At 58.0% G+C, this 17,868-nt stretch carries 26 protein-coding genes; 14 read left to right on the top strand and 12 right to left on the bottom strand.

Going from position 1 to position 17,868, the window contains the following annotated elements:
* Positions 1–2 precede the first annotated feature (2 nt).
* The 4 genes from NKH35_RS24475 to NKH35_RS24460 form a co-directional block, all read right to left on the bottom strand.
* The gene (locus tag NKH35_RS24475) at positions 3–1,448 is read right to left on the bottom strand and encodes a type II and III secretion system protein family protein (protein ID WP_023726611.1); all 1,446 of its coding nucleotides are present in this window, start codon (positions 1,446–1,448) and stop codon (positions 3–5) included.
* A 51-nt stretch (positions 1,449–1,499) separates the two neighbouring features.
* On the bottom strand, positions 1,500–2,540 hold the full coding sequence (gene cpaB, locus NKH35_RS24470; RefSeq protein WP_023726612.1) for a Flp pilus assembly protein CpaB: 1,041 nt from the start codon (positions 2,538–2,540) through the stop codon (positions 1,500–1,502).
* Between the two features lie 92 nt (positions 2,541–2,632).
* Positions 2,633–2,851: a Flp family type IVb pilin gene (locus NKH35_RS24465; RefSeq protein ID WP_023726613.1), complete on the bottom strand. Its 219-nt coding sequence runs from the start codon at positions 2,849–2,851 to the stop codon at positions 2,633–2,635.
* A 29-nt stretch (positions 2,852–2,880) separates the two neighbouring features.
* Positions 2,881–3,099, bottom strand: a complete 219-nt coding sequence (locus tag NKH35_RS24460) for a Flp family type IVb pilin (RefSeq protein ID WP_023726614.1) — start codon at positions 3,097–3,099, stop codon at positions 2,881–2,883.
* 527 nt (positions 3,100–3,626) lie between these two features.
* Between NKH35_RS24460 and NKH35_RS24455 the strand changes: the two genes are divergently transcribed.
* The 5 genes from NKH35_RS24455 to NKH35_RS24435 are packed head-to-tail and all read left to right on the top strand — an operon-like array spanning position 3,627 to position 8,099.
* Positions 3,627–5,015 carry a TadA family conjugal transfer-associated ATPase gene (locus NKH35_RS24455; RefSeq protein ID WP_023726615.1) on the top strand — a complete coding sequence of 463 codons (1,389 nt, stop codon included), beginning with the start codon at positions 3,627–3,629 and terminating at the stop codon, positions 5,013–5,015.
* Entirely contained in the window at positions 5,015–5,986 is a 972-nt protein-coding gene (locus tag NKH35_RS24450; RefSeq protein ID WP_352916672.1) for a type II secretion system F family protein, read from the top strand. Before NKH35_RS24455 ends, NKH35_RS24450 begins: the two co-directional genes overlap by 1 nt.
* Before the next feature lie 30 nt (positions 5,987–6,016).
* A complete protein-coding gene (locus tag NKH35_RS24445; RefSeq protein ID WP_023753010.1) occupies positions 6,017–6,958 on the top strand; it encodes a type II secretion system F family protein in 942 nt (313 codons plus the stop codon).
* A gap of 52 nt (positions 6,959–7,010) precedes the next feature.
* Positions 7,011–7,559, top strand: a complete 549-nt coding sequence (locus NKH35_RS24440; RefSeq protein WP_352670607.1) for a tetratricopeptide repeat protein — start codon at positions 7,011–7,013, stop codon at positions 7,557–7,559.
* A gap of 9 nt (positions 7,560–7,568) precedes the next feature.
* Complete coding sequence (locus tag NKH35_RS24435; RefSeq protein ID WP_352916671.1) at positions 7,569–8,099, top strand: prepilin peptidase; 531 nt, start codon at positions 7,569–7,571, stop codon at positions 8,097–8,099.
* Between the two features lie 658 nt (positions 8,100–8,757).
* Here the strand turns inward: NKH35_RS24435 and NKH35_RS24430 are convergent.
* Together NKH35_RS24430 and NKH35_RS24425 are read right to left on the bottom strand one after the other, a co-directional pair.
* Complete coding sequence (locus NKH35_RS24430; RefSeq protein ID WP_352916670.1) at positions 8,758–9,258, bottom strand: hypothetical protein; 501 nt, start codon at positions 9,256–9,258, stop codon at positions 8,758–8,760.
* Positions 9,259–9,344: 86 nt separating this feature from the next.
* Entirely contained in the window at positions 9,345–9,569 is a 225-nt protein-coding gene (locus tag NKH35_RS24425) for a DUF768 domain-containing protein (RefSeq protein WP_023741142.1), read from the bottom strand.
* 787 nt (positions 9,570–10,356) lie between these two features.
* On the opposite strand from NKH35_RS24425, the gene NKH35_RS24420 reads away from it, so the two are divergent.
* Complete coding sequence (locus tag NKH35_RS24420) at positions 10,357–10,575, top strand: hypothetical protein (protein WP_352497378.1); 219 nt, start codon at positions 10,357–10,359, stop codon at positions 10,573–10,575.
* A gap of 270 nt (positions 10,576–10,845) precedes the next feature.
* Here NKH35_RS24420 and NKH35_RS24415 read toward each other — a convergent pair whose 3' ends face one another.
* Together NKH35_RS24415 and NKH35_RS24410 are read right to left on the bottom strand one after the other, a co-directional pair.
* Positions 10,846–11,589: a hypothetical protein gene (locus NKH35_RS24415; protein WP_352916668.1), complete on the bottom strand. Its 744-nt coding sequence runs from the start codon at positions 11,587–11,589 to the stop codon at positions 10,846–10,848.
* 490 nt (positions 11,590–12,079) lie between these two features.
* Complete coding sequence (locus tag NKH35_RS24410) at positions 12,080–12,313, bottom strand: hypothetical protein (protein WP_352670596.1); 234 nt, start codon at positions 12,311–12,313, stop codon at positions 12,080–12,082.
* Between the two features lie 106 nt (positions 12,314–12,419).
* On the opposite strand from NKH35_RS24410, the gene NKH35_RS24405 reads away from it, so the two are divergent.
* Positions 12,420–12,824, top strand: a complete 405-nt coding sequence (locus NKH35_RS24405) for a hypothetical protein (RefSeq protein WP_156937238.1) — start codon at positions 12,420–12,422, stop codon at positions 12,822–12,824.
* 189 nt (positions 12,825–13,013) lie between these two features.
* Here the strand turns inward: NKH35_RS24405 and NKH35_RS24400 are convergent, their stop codons facing one another.
* Positions 13,014–13,211: a hypothetical protein gene (locus NKH35_RS24400; protein WP_023707506.1), complete on the bottom strand. Its 198-nt coding sequence runs from the start codon at positions 13,209–13,211 to the stop codon at positions 13,014–13,016.
* An 86-nt stretch (positions 13,212–13,297) separates the two neighbouring features.
* On the opposite strand from NKH35_RS24400, the gene NKH35_RS24395 reads away from it, so the two are divergent.
* The 3 genes from NKH35_RS24395 (at position 13,298) to NKH35_RS24385 (ending at position 14,667) form a co-directional block, all read left to right on the top strand.
* The gene (locus NKH35_RS24395) at positions 13,298–13,639 is read left to right on the top strand and encodes a hypothetical protein (protein ID WP_023734669.1); all 342 of its coding nucleotides are present in this window, start codon (positions 13,298–13,300) and stop codon (positions 13,637–13,639) included.
* 59 nt (positions 13,640–13,698) lie between these two features.
* Complete coding sequence (locus NKH35_RS24390) at positions 13,699–13,902, top strand: hypothetical protein (protein ID WP_023706890.1); 204 nt, start codon at positions 13,699–13,701, stop codon at positions 13,900–13,902.
* A 582-nt stretch (positions 13,903–14,484) separates the two neighbouring features.
* A complete protein-coding gene (locus NKH35_RS24385; RefSeq protein WP_023734668.1) occupies positions 14,485–14,667 on the top strand; it encodes a DUF3606 domain-containing protein in 183 nt (60 codons plus the stop codon).
* A 199-nt stretch (positions 14,668–14,866) separates the two neighbouring features.
* On the opposite strand, the gene NKH35_RS24380 is transcribed toward NKH35_RS24385, so the two are convergent.
* Together NKH35_RS24380 and NKH35_RS24375 are read right to left on the bottom strand one after the other, a co-directional pair.
* The gene (locus tag NKH35_RS24380) at positions 14,867–15,097 is read right to left on the bottom strand and encodes a hypothetical protein (RefSeq protein ID WP_156937237.1); all 231 of its coding nucleotides are present in this window, start codon (positions 15,095–15,097) and stop codon (positions 14,867–14,869) included.
* 105 nt (positions 15,098–15,202) lie between these two features.
* Complete coding sequence (locus NKH35_RS24375) at positions 15,203–15,388, bottom strand: DUF768 domain-containing protein (protein WP_023734666.1); 186 nt, start codon at positions 15,386–15,388, stop codon at positions 15,203–15,205.
* Between the two features lie 73 nt (positions 15,389–15,461).
* On the opposite strand from NKH35_RS24375, the gene NKH35_RS24370 reads away from it, so the two are divergent.
* Complete coding sequence (locus NKH35_RS24370) at positions 15,462–15,725, top strand: hypothetical protein (RefSeq protein WP_031262500.1); 264 nt, start codon at positions 15,462–15,464, stop codon at positions 15,723–15,725.
* Positions 15,726–15,736: 11 nt separating this feature from the next.
* Here the strand turns inward: NKH35_RS24370 and NKH35_RS24365 are convergent, their stop codons facing one another.
* Positions 15,737–15,949, bottom strand: a complete 213-nt coding sequence (locus NKH35_RS24365) for a hypothetical protein (protein ID WP_023672644.1) — start codon at positions 15,947–15,949, stop codon at positions 15,737–15,739.
* A gap of 80 nt (positions 15,950–16,029) precedes the next feature.
* On the opposite strand from NKH35_RS24365, the gene NKH35_RS24360 reads away from it, so the two are divergent.
* The 3 genes from NKH35_RS24360 (at position 16,030) to NKH35_RS24350 (ending at position 17,570) form a co-directional block, all read left to right on the top strand.
* Entirely contained in the window at positions 16,030–16,263 is a 234-nt protein-coding gene (locus tag NKH35_RS24360) for a hypothetical protein (protein ID WP_032894393.1), read from the top strand.
* A 284-nt stretch (positions 16,264–16,547) separates the two neighbouring features.
* Positions 16,548–17,081, top strand: coding sequence for a J domain-containing protein (locus tag NKH35_RS24355; RefSeq protein ID WP_023672646.1), 534 nt, complete (start codon positions 16,548–16,550; stop codon positions 17,079–17,081).
* Positions 17,082–17,321: 240 nt separating this feature from the next.
* Positions 17,322–17,570 carry a hypothetical protein gene (locus NKH35_RS24350; RefSeq protein WP_023672647.1) on the top strand — a complete coding sequence of 83 codons (249 nt, stop codon included), beginning with the start codon at positions 17,322–17,324 and terminating at the stop codon, positions 17,568–17,570.
* The last annotated feature ends 298 nt before the right edge of the window (positions 17,571–17,868 follow it).

The following is a 17,868-nucleotide window of genomic DNA, read 5'->3' as shown; positions in this document are numbered from 1 at the left end:
CGCTATTTCTTGACATAGAGCATCTTGTCCTTCGATTTGAAGTCCAGCATGTGGCCATAGGGGCCAGTCACGCCGTCGCCCGTTTCATATTTTCGTATCATGTCCTTGTTCACTTCGAGCTGACCGAGGATGAAGAACTCCGGGTCGTTGGCCGGACGTGTCTTGTCGAATGGTGTCGCCAGCTGCTCGCCGGGCTTCACCGGCCGCACGATGTGCGGCGTGACGATGACGACCAGTTCGGTCTCTTCCTTCTGGTTGCTCGAATTGCGGAACAGCGAGCCGATGACCGGAACCTGGCCGAGCCACGGAACCTGGTTCTGCAACTTGGTGGTTTTGGTGGACAGCAGTCCGCCGACGGCGAAGCTCTGGCCGTCGCGCAATTCGACGACGGTTTCCAGCTTGCGGTTGGTGAAGATCGGGTCTCCGGCGGTGGTGAAACCGGTGAGGTCGCTCACCTCCGGCGCAAGCTTCATATGGATCTTGCCGTCGTCGAGTACGACCGGCGTGAAATTGAGATTGACGCCGAACTGCTTGTATTCGATCTGGATCAGCCCGTCGGCGGTGACGCTGCGGATCGGGACCTGGCCTCCAGCGTTGAAGCTGGCCGGCTCGCCCGAAAGCGTCGTCAGGTTGGGCTCAGCCAGCGTGCGCACCACACCCTTGGCCTCGAGTGCTTCGATGATCAGATCGACCTTGATGTTGCTGTCGATGACGCGGGTGATCAGCGCCGCGAAGGGATTGGTGTTCGACAGCAGGCCGGTGATCAGATTGCCGGGCCCCAGCACCACATCATCTTCGTCGACGGCAGCAACGCCCGTGCCTGTACGGGTCGTGCCGCTGCGATTTGTGCTCTTGATCGACACACCGAGGTCGCGGCCAGCATTGCGCTTGGCTTCCAGCACGCGGACCTCGAGATTGACCTGCTGGCTATCATCCACAATGACGGAATTGATGATGGCGTCGGGACCATATTGCTGCGCCACTTCCATGATGGACGCCAGCGTGGCGCCATCCTTGACGTGACCGCCGAGCCTGACCTTGCCGTTGATCGAACCGATTTCGATGCGCGCCCTGGGCGCTACCTGGCGGATCGCCTGCGCCATGTCGCTGACATCAACGCCGACTTCGATCTGGATGACGCCGAGTGAGCGCTTCTCAGGCGAGAAGAGATTGACCGTGGTGGTGCCGGCGCCCTTGCCGATGACATAGAGCGTGCGATCGGTCATCGGCTGAGCATCGGCGATCTTCTCGTCGCCGACGACGATATCGCCCAGATTGGCGCTCACCTGAATCGTGACCGATTGCGAGATCGGCAGAAAAACACGATGGACACTGGGGTTCGAAACGTCGATGAAACGGTCAGCCGCATCGGCTGCAAGGCCCGATAGCATCAGCGCAGCCATACCGGACAACGCGGCCGCCCCCATCCTAGCCCAAAACCCCTGCATCCCCATCTCCCCAATCACTGCCGCCGGCAGCCCTCGATTACCGCGTGTCTTCTATGGTTGTCGCGGCACATCGTAGGATTCGAGCTTTACGCCGCGAAACACGCCCACTGTAACATTCTTCGGCGGTTCCGGCTGTACGTATTTTATCACTTCCTTAACGACTTCCCGGACTTCCGGCGCGGACGCCACGGCCGGAGCCGGCTTCACTTTGCCCAACTCGTCGAGGCGGCTGCCCACTCTATCCACCGCCTGGGTCAATCCGGCAATCTTGTCGTCGGCGCGCTTGCGCTCAGCTGCGGCCTCCGCTTCGGCGGCTGCCTGCTTATCCAGTTCGGCCTGCCTTTTAGCAACATCGTCAGGCGTTTCGCCGGTCAGATCCGAGAGCGTGACGCGTTCGGTCGTCTCGCCCTTGCTGGCCGCTGCTTGGCGAAGCGCCAGCGACAATTGGCCGGCGCCCGCCGCCAGGGTCAGCTTCTGCGCATCCTTGGTGCTGGCCTCCAGCGTTACGGCCTTGACCACGGTCGGGGCGTCCTTGCTTTCATCGGCGACCTGGTCGACGGCAAGCACCTTCATGCTCTGTAACAACACATCGACAAAACTCTTGTCCATACCGTCACTGTCGCGCACAGTGCGCGTCAGCAAGACATCGACCCGGTCACCCGGGAAGACGAATCCGGCGACGCCAAGCACGTCGTTGACGCGAATGGACACTGCTTTCATGCCTTCGCCGAGCACTGCCGAAAGCGTGGCGCGCTGGCCTGGGCCGGTGATCTTGTTGGCAAGCAGCGGTTCGTTGACGCCGATCATCTGCAGCGCCTGCTTCGCGCCTTCGCCCGCGAGCGCGTCCTTTGTTGTCTTGAATGCGCCTGCTGGAACCGCGCCCGCCGGCCAGGCGATTTCGCGCAGCTTTTCTGATGTCAGCGTGTCGCCGAACTTCAACGGCACCGCCGCCACCACGACCGTGTCGCGCTGGACGCCGTTTGCCTCGGCCATGGCGCTGCGCTGGTTGGCCAGCCAAATGTTGACAAGCACCACCGCGAGCACGCCAAACACGCCGGCGAGCACGATCATGATAAATGTATTGGCACGCATTTGACCCAAGCCCCCAGGCCACTGCGGGAACTCGCCCGCCTCGATTTAGGATCAGGCCCGGATTTTAGGATCCGGGCCTGATTTCTTGTCGATCAGCTGCCCGTCCCGGCGGCTGCATCGCAAAGTCCGCCGGCTTTGCCGTCGAGCTTGCCGCAGAGACCAGTAAAGCGCCCGGTCACCCAGCCACCGATCGCCAGAATGGCGAGAATGGCTGCACCAGCGATGATGCCAACCAAAATCGAATATTCGACCATGGCAGCACCACTCTCATCATCGCGAAACTGCCGCGTGATCGTCGTGAGTTTTTCCATGTCAGTTGTCCCGATGTCAGTTGTCCCGATCAGGTGCCGACGCCGGTGCCCTTAAGGCAGGTGCCGCCAGCCTTGCCATTCAGGGTGTCGCAGAGACCGCTGAAGCGGCCGCTGACCCAGCCGCCGATGGCGAGGATCGCCAGGATCGCCGCGCCGGCGATAATGCCGACGAGGATGGAATATTCGACCATAGCAGCGCCGTTTTCATCGTCGCGGAACTGCCGGGTCATCGTCATGAGCTTCTTCATGTCAATGTCTCCCTTTGGAGGTTGAACCCGACGAGACAGAGCCAAGGATGAACCCCATACCCAAGCATCCCCCGTCGTCTCGATCCTAGGTCGCACGAAAAAGCAGAGTCAAACGGATTAACGGTTCCTTAACCCTCCAATACCTGAACTTGCGCAATCAAAAGCCATTTGGATTGTAACAAGAGCTTGATTCGGCTGGATTTTCAACCGTCCTTAACCATTCGTTCACAATTTGGCCGCAGCCAAGGCAAAACCACAGTCGTATTAGCAAATCTGCATATTCCTTTATATCTAAGGGTTTACGGGGATCTTTCACCCGCATCTCATTTGTTGCGGTATGAAAGGTCCCGTGAGGTGGAAGTTGGGGAGACGGTCAAGCGCGCGGCATAGAAATAAAACGATATTTTTCTGGCCTCCTCCTTAACTATGTTGAAAGCATTGGCCTCACGCGAGACCCTCCAGCGCTTGTGCCTCGCTTGGTTAACGTTTAGTTTCCGCTAATAAGGGCTAGCGGGGTGTAAGGGATTATGCTGGGGCGGTTTATCAAGGGACCAAGCGAGCAGCAGGCTGCGATAAGGGCCGAGCAGCCGACGGTGCTGCCTGCCGCTCCGGCCCTTTCGCCGGCCGCTGATATTGAACCGCGCGGCGATGATTTTCTGACACTCAAGGTCGAACTTCATCGGCACCTTATCGATCGGTTCAATCTGACCGCTCTTGAAAATGCCAGCAAGGACGAGATTCTGAATGAGATCCGTCCGATCGTTCGCGAGTTCGTTCGAAATCGAAGTGTGCCGCTGAACGCCCGCGAGCTCGACCAACTGACCATCGACACGGCCGACGAGATGCTGGGCCTCGGGCCGATCGAGCCGCTGCTCAAGGACGACTCCATTACCGATATCCTGATCAACACCCACAAGCGTGTCTTCATTGAACGGCGTGGCCTGGTTGAAGAGACGGCTATCCGGTTCCGTGACGAGGCGCACCTGCTGCGCGTCATCAACAAGATCGTTTCGGCTATCGGCCGGCGCGTCGACGAATCGTCCCCGATGGTCGATGCGCGGCTGGAGGACGGCTCCCGCGTCAACATCGCGGTTCGGCCGATATCGGTGGACGGCCCGCTGGTCTCAATCCGCAAATTCTCGAAGAATCCGTATTCGCTCGAACGACTGATGACGCTCAATTCAATCAAGCAGCCGATGATCGATCTGCTGCGAATCGCCGTCCAGGCGCGCAAGTCGATCCTGGTTTCGGGTGGCACCGGCAGCGGCAAGACGACCTTGCTCAACGCGCTGTCGAGCTACATTCCTTCCAGGGAACGCCTGATCACCATCGAGGACGCGGCGGAACTGCAATTGCAGCAGCCGCATGTCGGTCGGCTCGAAACACGTCCGCCGAATGTCGAGGGCAAGGGCGAGGTCCGTCAGCGTGAGTTGGTCAAGAACGCACTGCGCATGCGGCCCGACCGCATCATCGTTGGTGAGGTGCGTGGCGAGGAAGCCTTCGACATGCTGCAGGCCATGAACACCGGCCATGAAGGCTCGATGACCACCATCCATGCCAACACACCACGAGACGCCATCTCGCGCCTGGAGCAGATGGTCGGCATGGCCGGCATGCCGATGACACACGAATCCATCAGAGCTCAGATTGCCTCGGCCATCGACATCATCGTGCAGACGCAGCGTCTTTCGGATGGGGGCAGACGGGTCATTTCGATATCGGAACTGACCGGCATGGAAGGCAATGTCGTTCAGCTTCAGGAAATCTATCACTTCGTCAGACGCGACGTCACTGCGGACGGTGCGATTATCGGCGATTTTCGAGCAACTGGTGTCCGTCCGCGTTTCTCATCGGAGGCGGCGACGCTCGGACATCACTTTGGCAAGGACGCCTTCAATCCGCAGGTTCCGCTCTGATGCTGTCCGGCCAGCCCTTGCTCTATTTCATCTATACGGTGGCGGCAGCGTCAGTCATTCTCGCCGCTGAGGCCCTGTATCTTTCTTATGCCAGTCGCCGCTCGCGCGCCGGAGCGGTCAATCGCCGGTTGAAGCGCCTTGCTGACGAGGTTCCGGCCGAGCAGACCCTGCAACGACTGCTGCGCGAGCGTGGGCTGACAAGCTCCGGTGACTTCCTTTTTGGTCTAGTGGGTCTGAATAGACTCTACACGCAATCCGGCATCACAGGGAATCCCGTGACTTTCGCGGTGACATTCATTGTCGTTGGGCTTGCCCTGGCAATGGTTCTCTCATTGTTCCTGGGTGTCTCGACCCTGATATCGTTCATCATTTTCCTGGTGACTGGGCTTTTGCTGCCAATCCTTGTTCTGCGACGCGCCCGAAACAAGCGTATCCGGAAGTTCGCCAGGCAACTTCCGGATGCGCTGGACATGATCGTGCGCTCGCTGCGGGCTGGACATCCCGCCACGGTGGCAGTTGGTCTCGTGGCCCGGGAGATGGCCGATCCTCTCGGCACCGAGTTCGGCATCGTGTCCGACGAGATCACCTTTGGTCTCAGCATGGAGCAAGCGGTGCGGAAGCTGTCTCAGCGTGTCGGCTTCGAAGGCCTTCATCTGCTGTCAGTGTCACTGTCGATTCAGGCAAAAACAGGCGGTAATCTGACGAATATCTTGCACAATCTCTCATCGGTGCTGCGTGAAAGGCATAAGCTTGGGATGAAAATCAGAGCGCTTTCAGCGGAAGGTAGAGTGTCAGCATGGATCATCTCGCTATTTCCAGTCGTTATGTTCTTCGTTCTACTGGTTCTTGCGCCTGCGTACTATGGCGATGTTTTGGGCAATCCAATAATTATGCCTGTATTCGTGATCTTTGGGACATGGGCACTTCTGGGTGATTTTATCATGTATAAAATGGTCAACTTCGACTTTTGACGGGAGGTAAGTATAAACATATTAGCAAATATGCCTGATGTGGGCCTTCTTGTCTCCCTTGCTGTCTTTATGGCGGCGGTGGCGCTTTTCCTTTTCGGCGCTCTTGTTTTCTTGCCCGCGTTGCAGACACGAAAGCTGGTCGCACAAAGCCTGACAGCCGAGGGGATCGTCGATCGCCGGTCAATGCTCGGCCTTGAGCAACAGGCTAAAGTCTTGGCCCAGCGACCCATCGAGGCGTATTTCCGATCCGTAGAGAAAGAGCGGGACGAGCCCAATGCCCTTGAGGCGAAGCTTTTTCGCGCCGGCTTTTATCAAGCAAGCGCTCCTTTCATATACACCTTGTCACGATTTGGAGCGGTTTGTGTCGGCTTCTCGTTGATGTATGCGCTTCTATCTCAAGTGCTGCCCCCTGATTTGCCCGCGTTTGTGACCCTTGCCGGGTCCGCTTTGTTCGGGCTTGCTTGCATCGTTATTCCGAGCATCATGCTCGATCGTTTCGAAAATTCGCAGAAGCGAATCTACCGGCGCGGCTTCCCCGATTTCATGGACATGATGATCACCTGTGCCGATGCCGGCATGAGCCTGGAGGCCGCTGTCGAACGGGTGAGCCAGGAACTGGTCGCGACCCACAAATGGCTGGGGATACAGCTTTCGATCATGACGTTGCAGCTGCGCGCGGGTAAACCGTTGCGAGAGGCTTTGCGTGAACTGGCGGACCGCATCGGCCTGGATGAGGCGCGAGCTTTGGCTGTGTTGTTTCGTCAATCGGAAGAACTCGGCACCAGCCTTACGGATGCGTTGCGCGTCTACAGCGATGAAATGCGGTCACAGAGAATCCTTCAAGCGGAAGAGCGTGCGAATGCGCTGCCGGTCAAGATGATGATCCCGTTGGGTATCTGTATCTTCCCGGTGGTGCTAATGATCGTCCTTCTGCCTGTTGTTATTCGGATGCAGGCCATTTTCAATCATTAACCTATATGCTTTGGTTCTAATTAACCGAGTCGAAGGAACCCTGGGGAACGAAATGACAGGGCCAATACGTCTCACCGCCGCAGCCAGCGTGTTGCTTTTCGTGCTCGCCGGTTGCCAGTCGACCGATAGCAGCTTGGGTGTCGTTCGCACCAACGAGCCATCGAAAGGCGACGTAACGTCCTTTGGCGATGCTTTCGACGGGCTGAAGACGGTCGGCGACGTCGAATACTATGCCTCGGACCAGGCCGTCGCCGAGGCCAAAAATCAGTTCCGTGCAGAAAATTACGGCAATGCCGGCGCCCTGTTCTTCAAGGCGACGCAACTGGCCCCCAATGATGGTGGCGCCTGGATGGGACTGGCCGCCTCATGCGACCGGATCCACCGCTTCGACCTCGCCGATCGGGCCTATGGCCGAGCCTTCAAGCTGGTCGGCGCGACGCCCGAATATTACAACAATGTCGGCTATTCCTATCTGCTGCGCGGCAAGCTGCAGGACGCACGCGCGAATTTCCTCAAGGCCTACGAACTGGCGCCCAACGATCCGACCGTGGTCAACAATCTGAAGCTGCTGTCATCCAGCGTGCAGAACATAGAGCGGTAGAGCCCCAGCATGTTGCTTGCCACGTCGCTGCTGCTGAAGGTGCTCGCCGTTCCGCTTCTCGCGAGAGTTGCATGGCTGGACATCACGACACAGAAAATATCCAATCGTGATGTGCTGCTGCTGTTGTGCCTGGGAATCGGATCGATGCAATTTATGTCGATTCAGGCCGGGTCATGGTGGGACATGGGTCTGAGCGTCATTGTGGGCTTTGCCCTGTTTGTCGTGCTCTTTCCCATCTGGGTCTTGCGCAAGGTCGGGGCCGGAGACGTCAAGCTTATAGCGGTGGTGCCGTTTCTGGCCGGCGGGACCGACCTCGTGTTGTTTACCTTGCTGTTGCTGGTCTTTGCGCTCATCACGGCAGCGGTCGTGAAGAATCCCTTCATGCTGCCTGCCGGTGCCTTTCGGCTTTACGCCGAGCATCTCGATCGCAAGGGTGTTGTTCCGTTCGGCGTGCCGATCTCAATCGCGGCGATCTGCTCGATCGTATTCCACATCGTCAGCCGACTAACGGGCTATGGCGGTATTGAGAATTTCCTCTGATGCGCAACGGGCTAGCTATTCCACGCCGGCAAGGGGCTGAGCAATAAAAAGCCCGCCACCGTGAGGCAGCGGGTTCTCTTTCGGAAATGATGAGCTGCCTTTTACGGCCGGCCTTCATGGGGCGGGGTTGAGGATGTCTCTGGCCGGACATTCGACGTCATTGAAGCGAGGCACTCTTCCAGACGTTCCAGCCGCGCCTTCTGGCATCGCAGTGTGTGCGCGACGTCATGCAGCCTGGATTTGCCCTGAGAGTTGGCGGCAGCGATCAAGTCTATTTGGAGCCGACTGATCTCGCTCCGCAGATCGCGAGCGTCAGCTTCCATCAGACCCCTGATCCATCCAGCCCCGCGCATTCCAGCACACCATCCACCGAGACCTGCGTCGCACGATAGCAGCGAGTTTGCTAACAACCATGACATGAACCTTCTCGAATTTTATGCATTGCTAATATATAAAAGGCCCGCCACCGTCAGGTGTCCGGGCAGTTTTTGCCCCGTCGGATCGGACTGTGAGGTTTGTCACGGACGCATCGACGTATCGGCGTAGGCTACGTGCAGTTTCCTGCAGGGGTAAAGGGAGTGGTCCCGATGCTTGTGAACCTTCCTATGCTTGTGAATCTTCCTCTTGTCGCAGTTGGTCCCCTTGCCGATTGGGTCCGTCATCGAGCCGAGCAGAAGGCGCTATTGAAGGCGACGGACGAGTTGAGCAAGTCACCAGACGACATGCTCAGCGACATCGGGATTTCCCGTGACGACATCACGACGTTTGCGTTCCGCAGCCCGGCGTCGAGACGTTGGGGCTGAGCAACAAAAAAGCCCGCCACCGTGAGGCAGCGAGCCAAATTATTCGAGAAGCAAACTGGATCGTTCCAGGTTCTGTAGCGCGGGAAGCGCGGCCGGTAGCCGAACACCCGGCCGAGGATGCGAATGCAAGAAGATGGCCCTCGTCCGCACACCAGGGAATCGAGAAGGAACGTCTCGTGCAGACTTCCCTTGGCGGCAAAGCGGCCCCCATAGCCTCGCCCGTGATTGTTGCGCCAGCTCATGGTTTGCGGATGACCGCCTCCAAACATGGCGACCACAACGCACCCGTCCTCCAGTTCCGCGTCTGGATCAATGATAAGGCTTTCAGCCCGAAGCTCGGGGTAGGTGTCTGTCACCGCAAACACGTTGTAGGCCCACTTGCTGGCGAGCCCCTTGTCAGGCAGTCCGGCATGTAGGACATGACCGGCACGTCGGGGAAGCCTCAGGCTAAGTCCACCCTTTCGGCGACACGACGATTCACTTCGATAATCAATTCGAAGACGCTTTCAAGCTCGCCGTTGATCTCGTCGGCAGGAATCCCGGCCTTCTCGGCAGCTGTCATCAACTGGTCTTTCAAGTCGCCAACCGAGATGGGGTCTCCCCGCGCCACAATGGGCAGTTGTTTGGCTACCCACTTATCGAGAAACCTCAGGCCACGGACGCTCATTTGTTAGCAACCTCTCATCCTTGACACTGCACCCGCCCGCGGCCGGGTGACACCCGATCGCATAAGCGTGACGATTCCCTCCTATGACTTCCCGTATGCGGTTGTCGATTCGACTTCGAAGGCCGTGATCGGCCATTATGGAATTAGTCGGCCCGGTCACGCGACAAGGTAACCGTCAGCCTGCGGCCACTGGTGACTGTCGACGCCGAGCACGTGCGCGTTGTTGAGAGCCATGTGGGGTCGCCACGGCGAAAAAAGCCGATTGTTGACAAAGCCTAACGGCGCTGCTTGAGGAGATCAAAGGCCTCGTCGCAGGGGCAGCCGCCGGAAAGAATGGGATTCGGGCCGCTTTGGATTATTATGCGGTTCCCGAGCCAGCACGGCGACAAGTACCGAGCAGTCGAGTTCCTCGTTGAACGAAAAGTGCGGGTCGGCCTCTGACAAGATCTGAGCCAAGCGTAGCGATTTCAACCTGGCTGTCTTGGCGGCACGTTCTGTGCATTCAACCTCATTGATCGCTTTCGCGGACCGCACTGCACCTCGGCGTTCTCCCAGCCAACACATTTCCTGGTAGCCTCATTCTCACCTCCCCCCAACGCAAATTTCTACATTCGGATGAACCATGTCGCCCTTCATTCTGATGAAGCCCAAGCTGAAGCAGCGGACCAGATGGCCCGCGATTGTGGGCTCGCACCGCCCGGCGAGGTGACGCGAGCCCGGCCGAGTCTTGCGGGACCCTGGACAAGGACAGCGCCGAGTGGCTGGGTCGGCGCTCCTCGATTTCCTCATGGAAGGCAAACACCCAGAAACACCAAAGATGACTGTTGAATCGGCCGCTGACGCCGCCAGAGGCCGCGACCAAGTTCTAACCGCCATTTTTGAAGGCATAGCAACAGCCTATCAAGCCACGCTCTATGAAAACAATGATCCTTTGGACAGTTGCGCGACCTTTGCAGAGACGGCACTAGCGTCGCTGGAGTCGACTGGCTTCAGAGTGGTGCGTTAAGCCACCTTTGCTGCCTGCACGGTTTCGGGCGAACCGTGCAGGTTGCCCAATGGGGCGACAGTGGAACAAACTGAGGATTCACATTCCCGGAGTTCCGATTTAGAATCATTCCATGGAAACGGTGTTCGATGATATCGCCAACGCCTCAGAGAGCCCCGCTCAGCCGTGTGGCGCCCAGTCCGCGCCTTCGCCCTCGATCTTGCCGCCAAGCTGTTCCTTGGCCTCGCTGTCGGCCTAGGCGTTTGCTTTGGAATGGCGCTGGCTGGTTAGCTATCTCGCTGCGGCCGGCTGAATTGCGACAGCAGCAAAATCTGCCGTTGAGTTTCCCGAAAACGTAGCAGTCTCTGATTCAGCGGAGGTCGAACTTGTTGATGCATGGATGCCAAGGAAATCCTTTCCACAAAGGGCACTAAAATCTTCGGTGACATTGCTCATGGACCCGGAGGTGGTGCCGGAAGCGATGAGCGAGATAAAAGCGATGCCATCGGCTGGAATGGTGATGGTAATCCTGTCGCCGCTTTCTGCAGCTATCGCGGCAGGTATCTCAGAAGCTCCAACCACTCTGTAAATCTGCGCCGTGACAGACGGGTTGCCGCCATCAAAAGTGAACCCGATGTCGGTCGACGTTGTGTTTTCCAATATGTCGCCGCTGCCGGCTGATATGAACCAGATCTCGGAATTGGCGCTTGAGGGCACATCATGACTGCGCACCAGGCGCCTTGCCCGAAGGTCGCCGACAGTTACGGTATCCAGCGTCCGCAACTCCCCGAAAAACTTCCATGAGACTTCGAGCCAGATATCCCTATCGGTAGCAACAGCACCAAGGTTTTTCGAGGGCGCCTTAACCGTGGGGCCAGGGACGAGCCCCCCAGTATTAAAGGCCGAGACAGCCGAGACCATGATCGGTGACGAGCGCCGTAAATTCTGAAAGCCAATGATCGCCGCCGTGATCGCCAACGCCGCCAGGACAAGGGCAATCGCTATCCAAACAACTGACCGGCGTCGATTTCGCATCGTTGCCCCAACCCTAGGGGAAATATCAACGTATTAGCAACTGCTTGTATTTCTCGTGAACCAGGATCATTCTGCTGCACGGAGGCCACCAGTAACGATGGAAAAGGGGAACGTCATGGAATCCGTTTGCTACGCCCAAAGCTCGATCTGTTTGCTGTCGCTCTTAGTCAACACCACGATGGCGCTTATTGTTTTGACGCCATTCGCAGCGACGCGCCTGCTGGTGTTGAGGATGCGCGCGGACTCGGGCCGAAACCTTCAACTCGCCTAAGGCGCCGTGGGCAAACCACGTTACCGAGGCGCAGACCATGCGAATATTTCTGTTGATCCTTGCCGCTGTCGCCGTGTTCTACATCTGGGACAACGTGGCGAACAAAGGGCTGTACACTGCCCAGATTGAACGCAGCGTGGGTCTAGTCGCAGGCTTCAAACTCATAAACTAGCGCATCGCGATTGGTTGCACATCATGGCCAGAAGGTTGCCGCAACCATCAGACTGCACCGATGTGGGCCATGAGATCGGCAATGACGGTGTCCCTCTCGGGTGCGCTCGGTACCGTCGAGAACGTTGCAAGCTCAAAAATCTTGCGGTCGAGATAGCCGCCAACCGATTTGCCGAGGCACATCTTGCGCGTCGTCAAATCGTTGATGGTATTACCCGACGCAACGGACGCCTCGATGCCGCCATTGACGGAGAATAGAGGCTCCCGCCTTCGTGGCGCCATGTCGTCACCACAGGCACGCCGGTCGAAATGGCAGTACTGGGAACCTGCCAAGGGTACGACACGAAATTCGATCCTTGGCCAATGGGCCCCGGGATAGAAGTGCCATTTGCAAATAACCAGCGTCGTCACCCCACAGGATGTCATTGTTAGCGGCGTTGCCTGCGCCAGTGTTGTTGGTGTTGTTGGTGTTGATGGCATCGATGTAGCCCGAACAGATCACAAAGCCGGACGACAGCCTCACGAAATTGGAGATGCTCGCGCCTATCAGTTGGCTGGTGATGCCGTTGAAATCGGCGCATGTCCGGCTGATTGGACCTGCAGTTGTAACGGCCGGCTGCGCACTGGTGACCCCAATCTTCTCGAAGTGCCGGCCGCCGCCGGTCTGGTCCTTGAAGGAATCGGTGCCGGGCGTCGGAATCTTCGCCGTGGAAGGGTTGTCGATGTTGGCTTCGATCTTCAGTGCTTCGAGCCTGCCGCTCAGACTCCGCCGAGCGTCGGTTCTTTGCGGTAGGCATTTTCCGCCGCGACGAATTCCGAGGTCGGTCTCGGGAGCTTCAGTGCTGATCTGAAGTAAGCGGCGCTGGCCGTTTTCGAAGAGCGAGATATCTTGGCAGCGATGTTCATTGCCATTATGTCCATCGCAAACGCGATGCGTCCCGTCGCGTTTGTCACGTTTGCCGAAAATATTCCCGCCTAGCCGCTACCTCGGCTTTCCATCTGCCGCCGACGCGCCGGCCGAAACCTTTCCGATCTTCTGGCCGAGAGCCTCGGCGGCAACCGCCGTCTCGACCCAATCTCCAGAACTCCGATCCTCGAACTCCGTTTCGATCTCAGCGACGAGCGCCGCTATTTGCGCGAGTTGGCGTCTGATCGCTGCGAGTTTGCGCACGGTGCTCATGGGCACGTCTCGATCGATGCCGGAACCAAAGTCGTTGAGCAAAGTTTCCTTACCGAAGGGCGTTTTAGGTTTTTGGAGAACTCGAAATGAAGACCATCATCCTTGGCGCATTGGCGCTTTGCTTGGCTGCGCCTGCGGTCGCGTCCGCAGAAGAAGGCATCGTCGTCCAGACCCAGCGACATCACCACCGCCATTATTGGGACGACAACAATAACGACCGTGTGGTCATCTATCGGAACGGACACCGTCTCCATCGCCGCCATCATGGCGAGCAGGCGTTTTACGACAATGGCGAGCGCGCCTGGCGCCGGCATCATCACCGGTCCAGCGACTTTGTGGTCACCGGATCGATCAACCGTCCGATGCATCACCGCCGTCACGTCGTCATTCAGCAGGACGACAACAACGATTATGACACCGACTATTGATCGCAGTCTAACGGCCCGGCCTTCGACGAGAGCCGGGCACCGGAGGGAGGGGTTTCGCCATGACGATGCTGTTTCAATCCTTGGACTTGGACGGTCACAAGCGCAGCGAGCTTTACCATGCGGCGCGGTTGTCGATGCTCCAATGTCGTGTGTTGACGCGCTTCGATCGGGTCGAAGAGGCTGCCGATAAGGTGCAAGCAGCGGCTGAGTTGTTCGCTGAGGCGGCTCGACCTGTCGGAAGCACTCAAACGCTCGGTATGTGAGCGCCAAGTCGGCGGCGGAACCGGCAGGCGGCAACGCGCGTTGCCTTTGCATGGTCGACTATCTCAAATCGGTACTGAAGGAACTGTGTCCTGCCTGGCTCATGCGGAAGGCGGGCGTCGTAGACGTTCGCCCTGTTGAGCAGCAGCCAGCCATAAGCGATCTAATAGGTGCGGCGCCGCCGACGCGATATCGTGGGCCGGTGCGGTCCGAGCCTCCCGACCACAGGCTTAACGAGTCCATAAGCAAGCGCAATTCGGGCTGACCCGCGACGCAGAAAGTTCGACAAGCTTCCAGGAAACCCCAGCCAAACAATTGATCAGGCAAATCACGAAGTTAGCGAACAAGGCCGCGACCGAACCGTGTTACATCGGTTTCCCGCTGTAACGCGCAAACCCTTGTATACCGGGCATGTCCCGTCCTGTACCTTGTTGTCATTGCAACATGACTGCAACACGGAAAGGCGGATTGTTCCCGTCATGTTCGCCAATGAAGGCGCGCGCCACCCATAGCCGATTGCGGCGCCAATTCTTTCCTGCAACTATCGGCAGGTCCGTGGACTTGGAAGCGACATGGAGAGAGCTATGGCTGACAACAAATCAAATCGGGGAAAGCAAGATCGGGCCAGGGTGTCCACCAGCGAGCCTTACGAGGTGAACTACTTCGCCCGGAAGCACGCAATCACAAAGGATATGGCCTTGAAAATAATCAAGGAAACCAAGGGCAACAGGGACAAGGCAAACGCCGCCGCTGAAAAGCTCAGGTAAAGAAACGCGACATGACAACAGAAAAAACCCGCCGGAATAGAGAAACCCGCCGCTGAGAGGGGGCCGAGGGCGGCGGGTTTCTTCACCTTGAATAGAGCGGCCACTTTCCGGAGAAGACCGCGCACGACATAAACCCGCAGAGGCGGCTCCTTGTTCCAGACAATTTTAAGGACCAGCCTGTCGAGGGCTACATGGTGTCCTAGTATTTCATCTTAGGGCCGCTCTCCACCAGCACTTCCTGAGATTTCAGATCCTCGCCCCAAATCACGGTTTCACCGTGGGTGTCCGGGCATGGCTCTGCGTCCGCGCCTTCCTCGTCGACGTTGTCCAGCTCTAGATCATCAAGGCAGCCAAGCGACGGCTCATCGTCTGCCGTTTCCTCCAGATCGCAATCAGCCTGCATGAGATCCAGTGCCGTTATCAGGCTCACGGCACGGTCTAGGAGGTCGTTCAGGCGCTTTTCTACGGACTGGCGCCATATGCGCGCGTCGGTTCCCTGCGGGCATCCCATGGGCTTTTAGAACGCGAAGGGCGCTCATGACACGCGCTGCAGTTCGAGGAAGGTCAGCGCCGTCATCATTTCATCACGGTGCCACCGGCTCGTTTCGTTGGTGTCAAGCAATGTTTGGAACGCGGTTACCGCCACTGGATCATCAGTCATTGCGTTGGGCAGGTGCTCTGCCATCCACCGATCGAGAAAGTTGATGCCGCGTGTGCTCATCAGCCGATAAGTTCAAAGCGCATATTAGGTTCCGCTACTTGAGCCCTGAGACGGCCGCACCAGACTCCAGTGCATGGCTAATGGTCTCAAGATCGGCGATGAGGTGGCGATCGACGCCACCACTATTCGACGCGTCACTGACGACAGGATCAGCGTGTCGATACCGACCTACGGATTTCCGCATTCCGTTCGGGATAGCACCACGAAGGTGGTCAAAGGTCAGACCATCGAACTGATCGGCAGCGTCACACGGGTCGAGAAGGACGCCGTAACGGTCAGCCTGGGTGGCCCGGTGGTGACGGTCGCGCTTGATGTTGTGCGGCTGGTGAAGCTCTAGCTTTCCCGACCTTACCGCCCTAACGGCTGCTTCGAAAGGGAGAGAAGTTCGGCCTCATCTTTTATCCCGGCCATGTAGTTGGCAATGATCCGAGAGGCCAACCGGCCCTGCGCATCGGGTGATTGGTCGTCGACGAGTTTAAGCTGCTCGAAAACGCGCCCTAGCAAGGCCAATTCGGCAGGCTTAAGGATCCCGGCATCCACGGCTTTTCGTCTGATGGGCATGACTAGTGTTCTTCCCTCACCGTCTCAAGCCGCGAGCCCGAAATCGGTTCCGGAACATTTTAGCTCAAACGCATGTTTCAATGGTTATGAAGATCGAAGCCGACGAATGCCGGGCAGCGTTGACGCTCATCCGGCGCACAATCGAGGACCACTGCCCGCCCGGCGTGCTGCCTAGCGAGGAAGCGGTGAACGGTCTCTATGGGCCGGGGCTCATGGATGAGGCGGAAGCGCTGGCGGCTGCCATCGTCGCAACGATCGACCAGATGCAATTGCGCGTGATGACGAAACCGCCTGACCGCGCTGTCCCATTATAGGACGGCGCGGTCAAACCCCAACCTTGGCTGCGCAGGCGGCTTCGGCATTGAGTTCTACCCCGAACTTCGGCCGGCGCTGATCAGGCAATCTCCCACTGCGGCCCCGGCCATTTTCGTTGCACCCCGCGCGGGAGCCGCCTTGGCTGACGTCCACTAGCTCCCGCTCATCTTGACCCCGGGCGCAATGTATTGTCCGTATATGAACTCGACGAGTGAGGGCACTGCATCGCCATGTAGGCGGTCGGCCCCCGCGGCTGTCGAGCGATGTTTGAGGGAGCAGCGCATTGTTCGTCGATTACTACGAACTCTTGGAGATCAGCCCAAACGCCAACTCGGAGACACTTGAGCGAATATTCCGCTACTTTGCGATGCGCTATCATCCCGACAATCAGCAAACTGGAAACGAAGCCCGCTTCAGCGAAATAGTAGAAGCACACAACGTCTTGAGGGATCCCGTTAAGCGCGCCCAGTACGATATCTCCTATCGAGAGCATGCCGGTGAGCGGCTTAAATTGGTCGAGGAGGCAAGCGACCCCAAAGGGGTCGAGAAAGATGCTTTGGTCCAGGCCAAACTGCTTTCGCTGCTCTATGTGAAGCGCCGCCAGGATGTCGGCAATCCGGGCATTGGCGACGTCGAAATCGAACGGTTGTTAGGCTGTCCACCAGAGCATCTGGAGTTTCATCTCTGGTACATGAAGGCAAAGGGATGGATTGCAAGAATTGAGAACGGGACAATCGCGATCACGGTTGAAGGCGTCGATCGCGCCGATTCCGAACTGCGTCGCGATACCAGCATTCGGCTCCTGAGTAGAGACTAGAGAGGGTATCTGCCCAAGTTCCGCAAGGCTCCAGGGGAGCTTCGCGCGTCATTTTGCCGAGACCAGATAGGCTGAGGAATAGGGTCTTCGGTGGCCGCTTGCGGACGGGGGCAATGAGGATCATGCTGACGCTGGTCCTATCGCTTCCCTCGAGTAGGCCAGCGAGCCCTATTGTGAGGCAGTCCGGCATGTAGGATTGTAGTCCTCGTTGCGGCGACCCCCCTCAAGCGGAGATCGCCAATGGCCAGAACCAAACCTTCCGAACAGCTTTCCCGGGCTGAAATCGAGCGCTTCATCGCGGCAGCCGAAGCGCTGCACAAGAGCATCGTCGGGCCGCTCCTGGCGTATCACAGCGAGCACTACCAAGCTCTACGTGAGGTCCATCGACCGCTGTTGAAGTCGATTGAGACCATTACCGGCAAGAGGGCGCCATTCATCCAGCCGAACATGACAGGACCGGCACAGCCGCGGGAGAAGCCTCCGGGCTAGTTCTCCTCGCGGAAGTCCTGCAGTGAGGCGTGGCGGAGGTCCTCCTCGCCGCGCAGGTGCTTCACAGCTCAAACTCATACGGGCACTCGGGAAGGGACCGAGTTTAAATCGGGTTATGGTTGCAGCGCGGATTAGACCATCAGGCTTAATTGCTGCGCTGTCATTCTGCGGGTAGGATCGGGGTGTGGTTAATGCCACTCTCCAGGTAGTGTGCTGAGAGTTCTGCAAATTCGCTGAGAGGGGGCGGTCATGGCAGGCTGGTGATTGTTCACGTCACCTGATTCCCGCGAAGGAACGC

Origin of the sequence: Mesorhizobium sp. M1143 (genome assembly GCF_040318435.1) — a bacterium.
In the GTDB taxonomy this organism is placed as follows: Bacteria; Pseudomonadota; Alphaproteobacteria; order Rhizobiales; family Rhizobiaceae; genus Mesorhizobium.
This window is presented reverse-complemented; position numbering and strand designations above follow the sequence as displayed.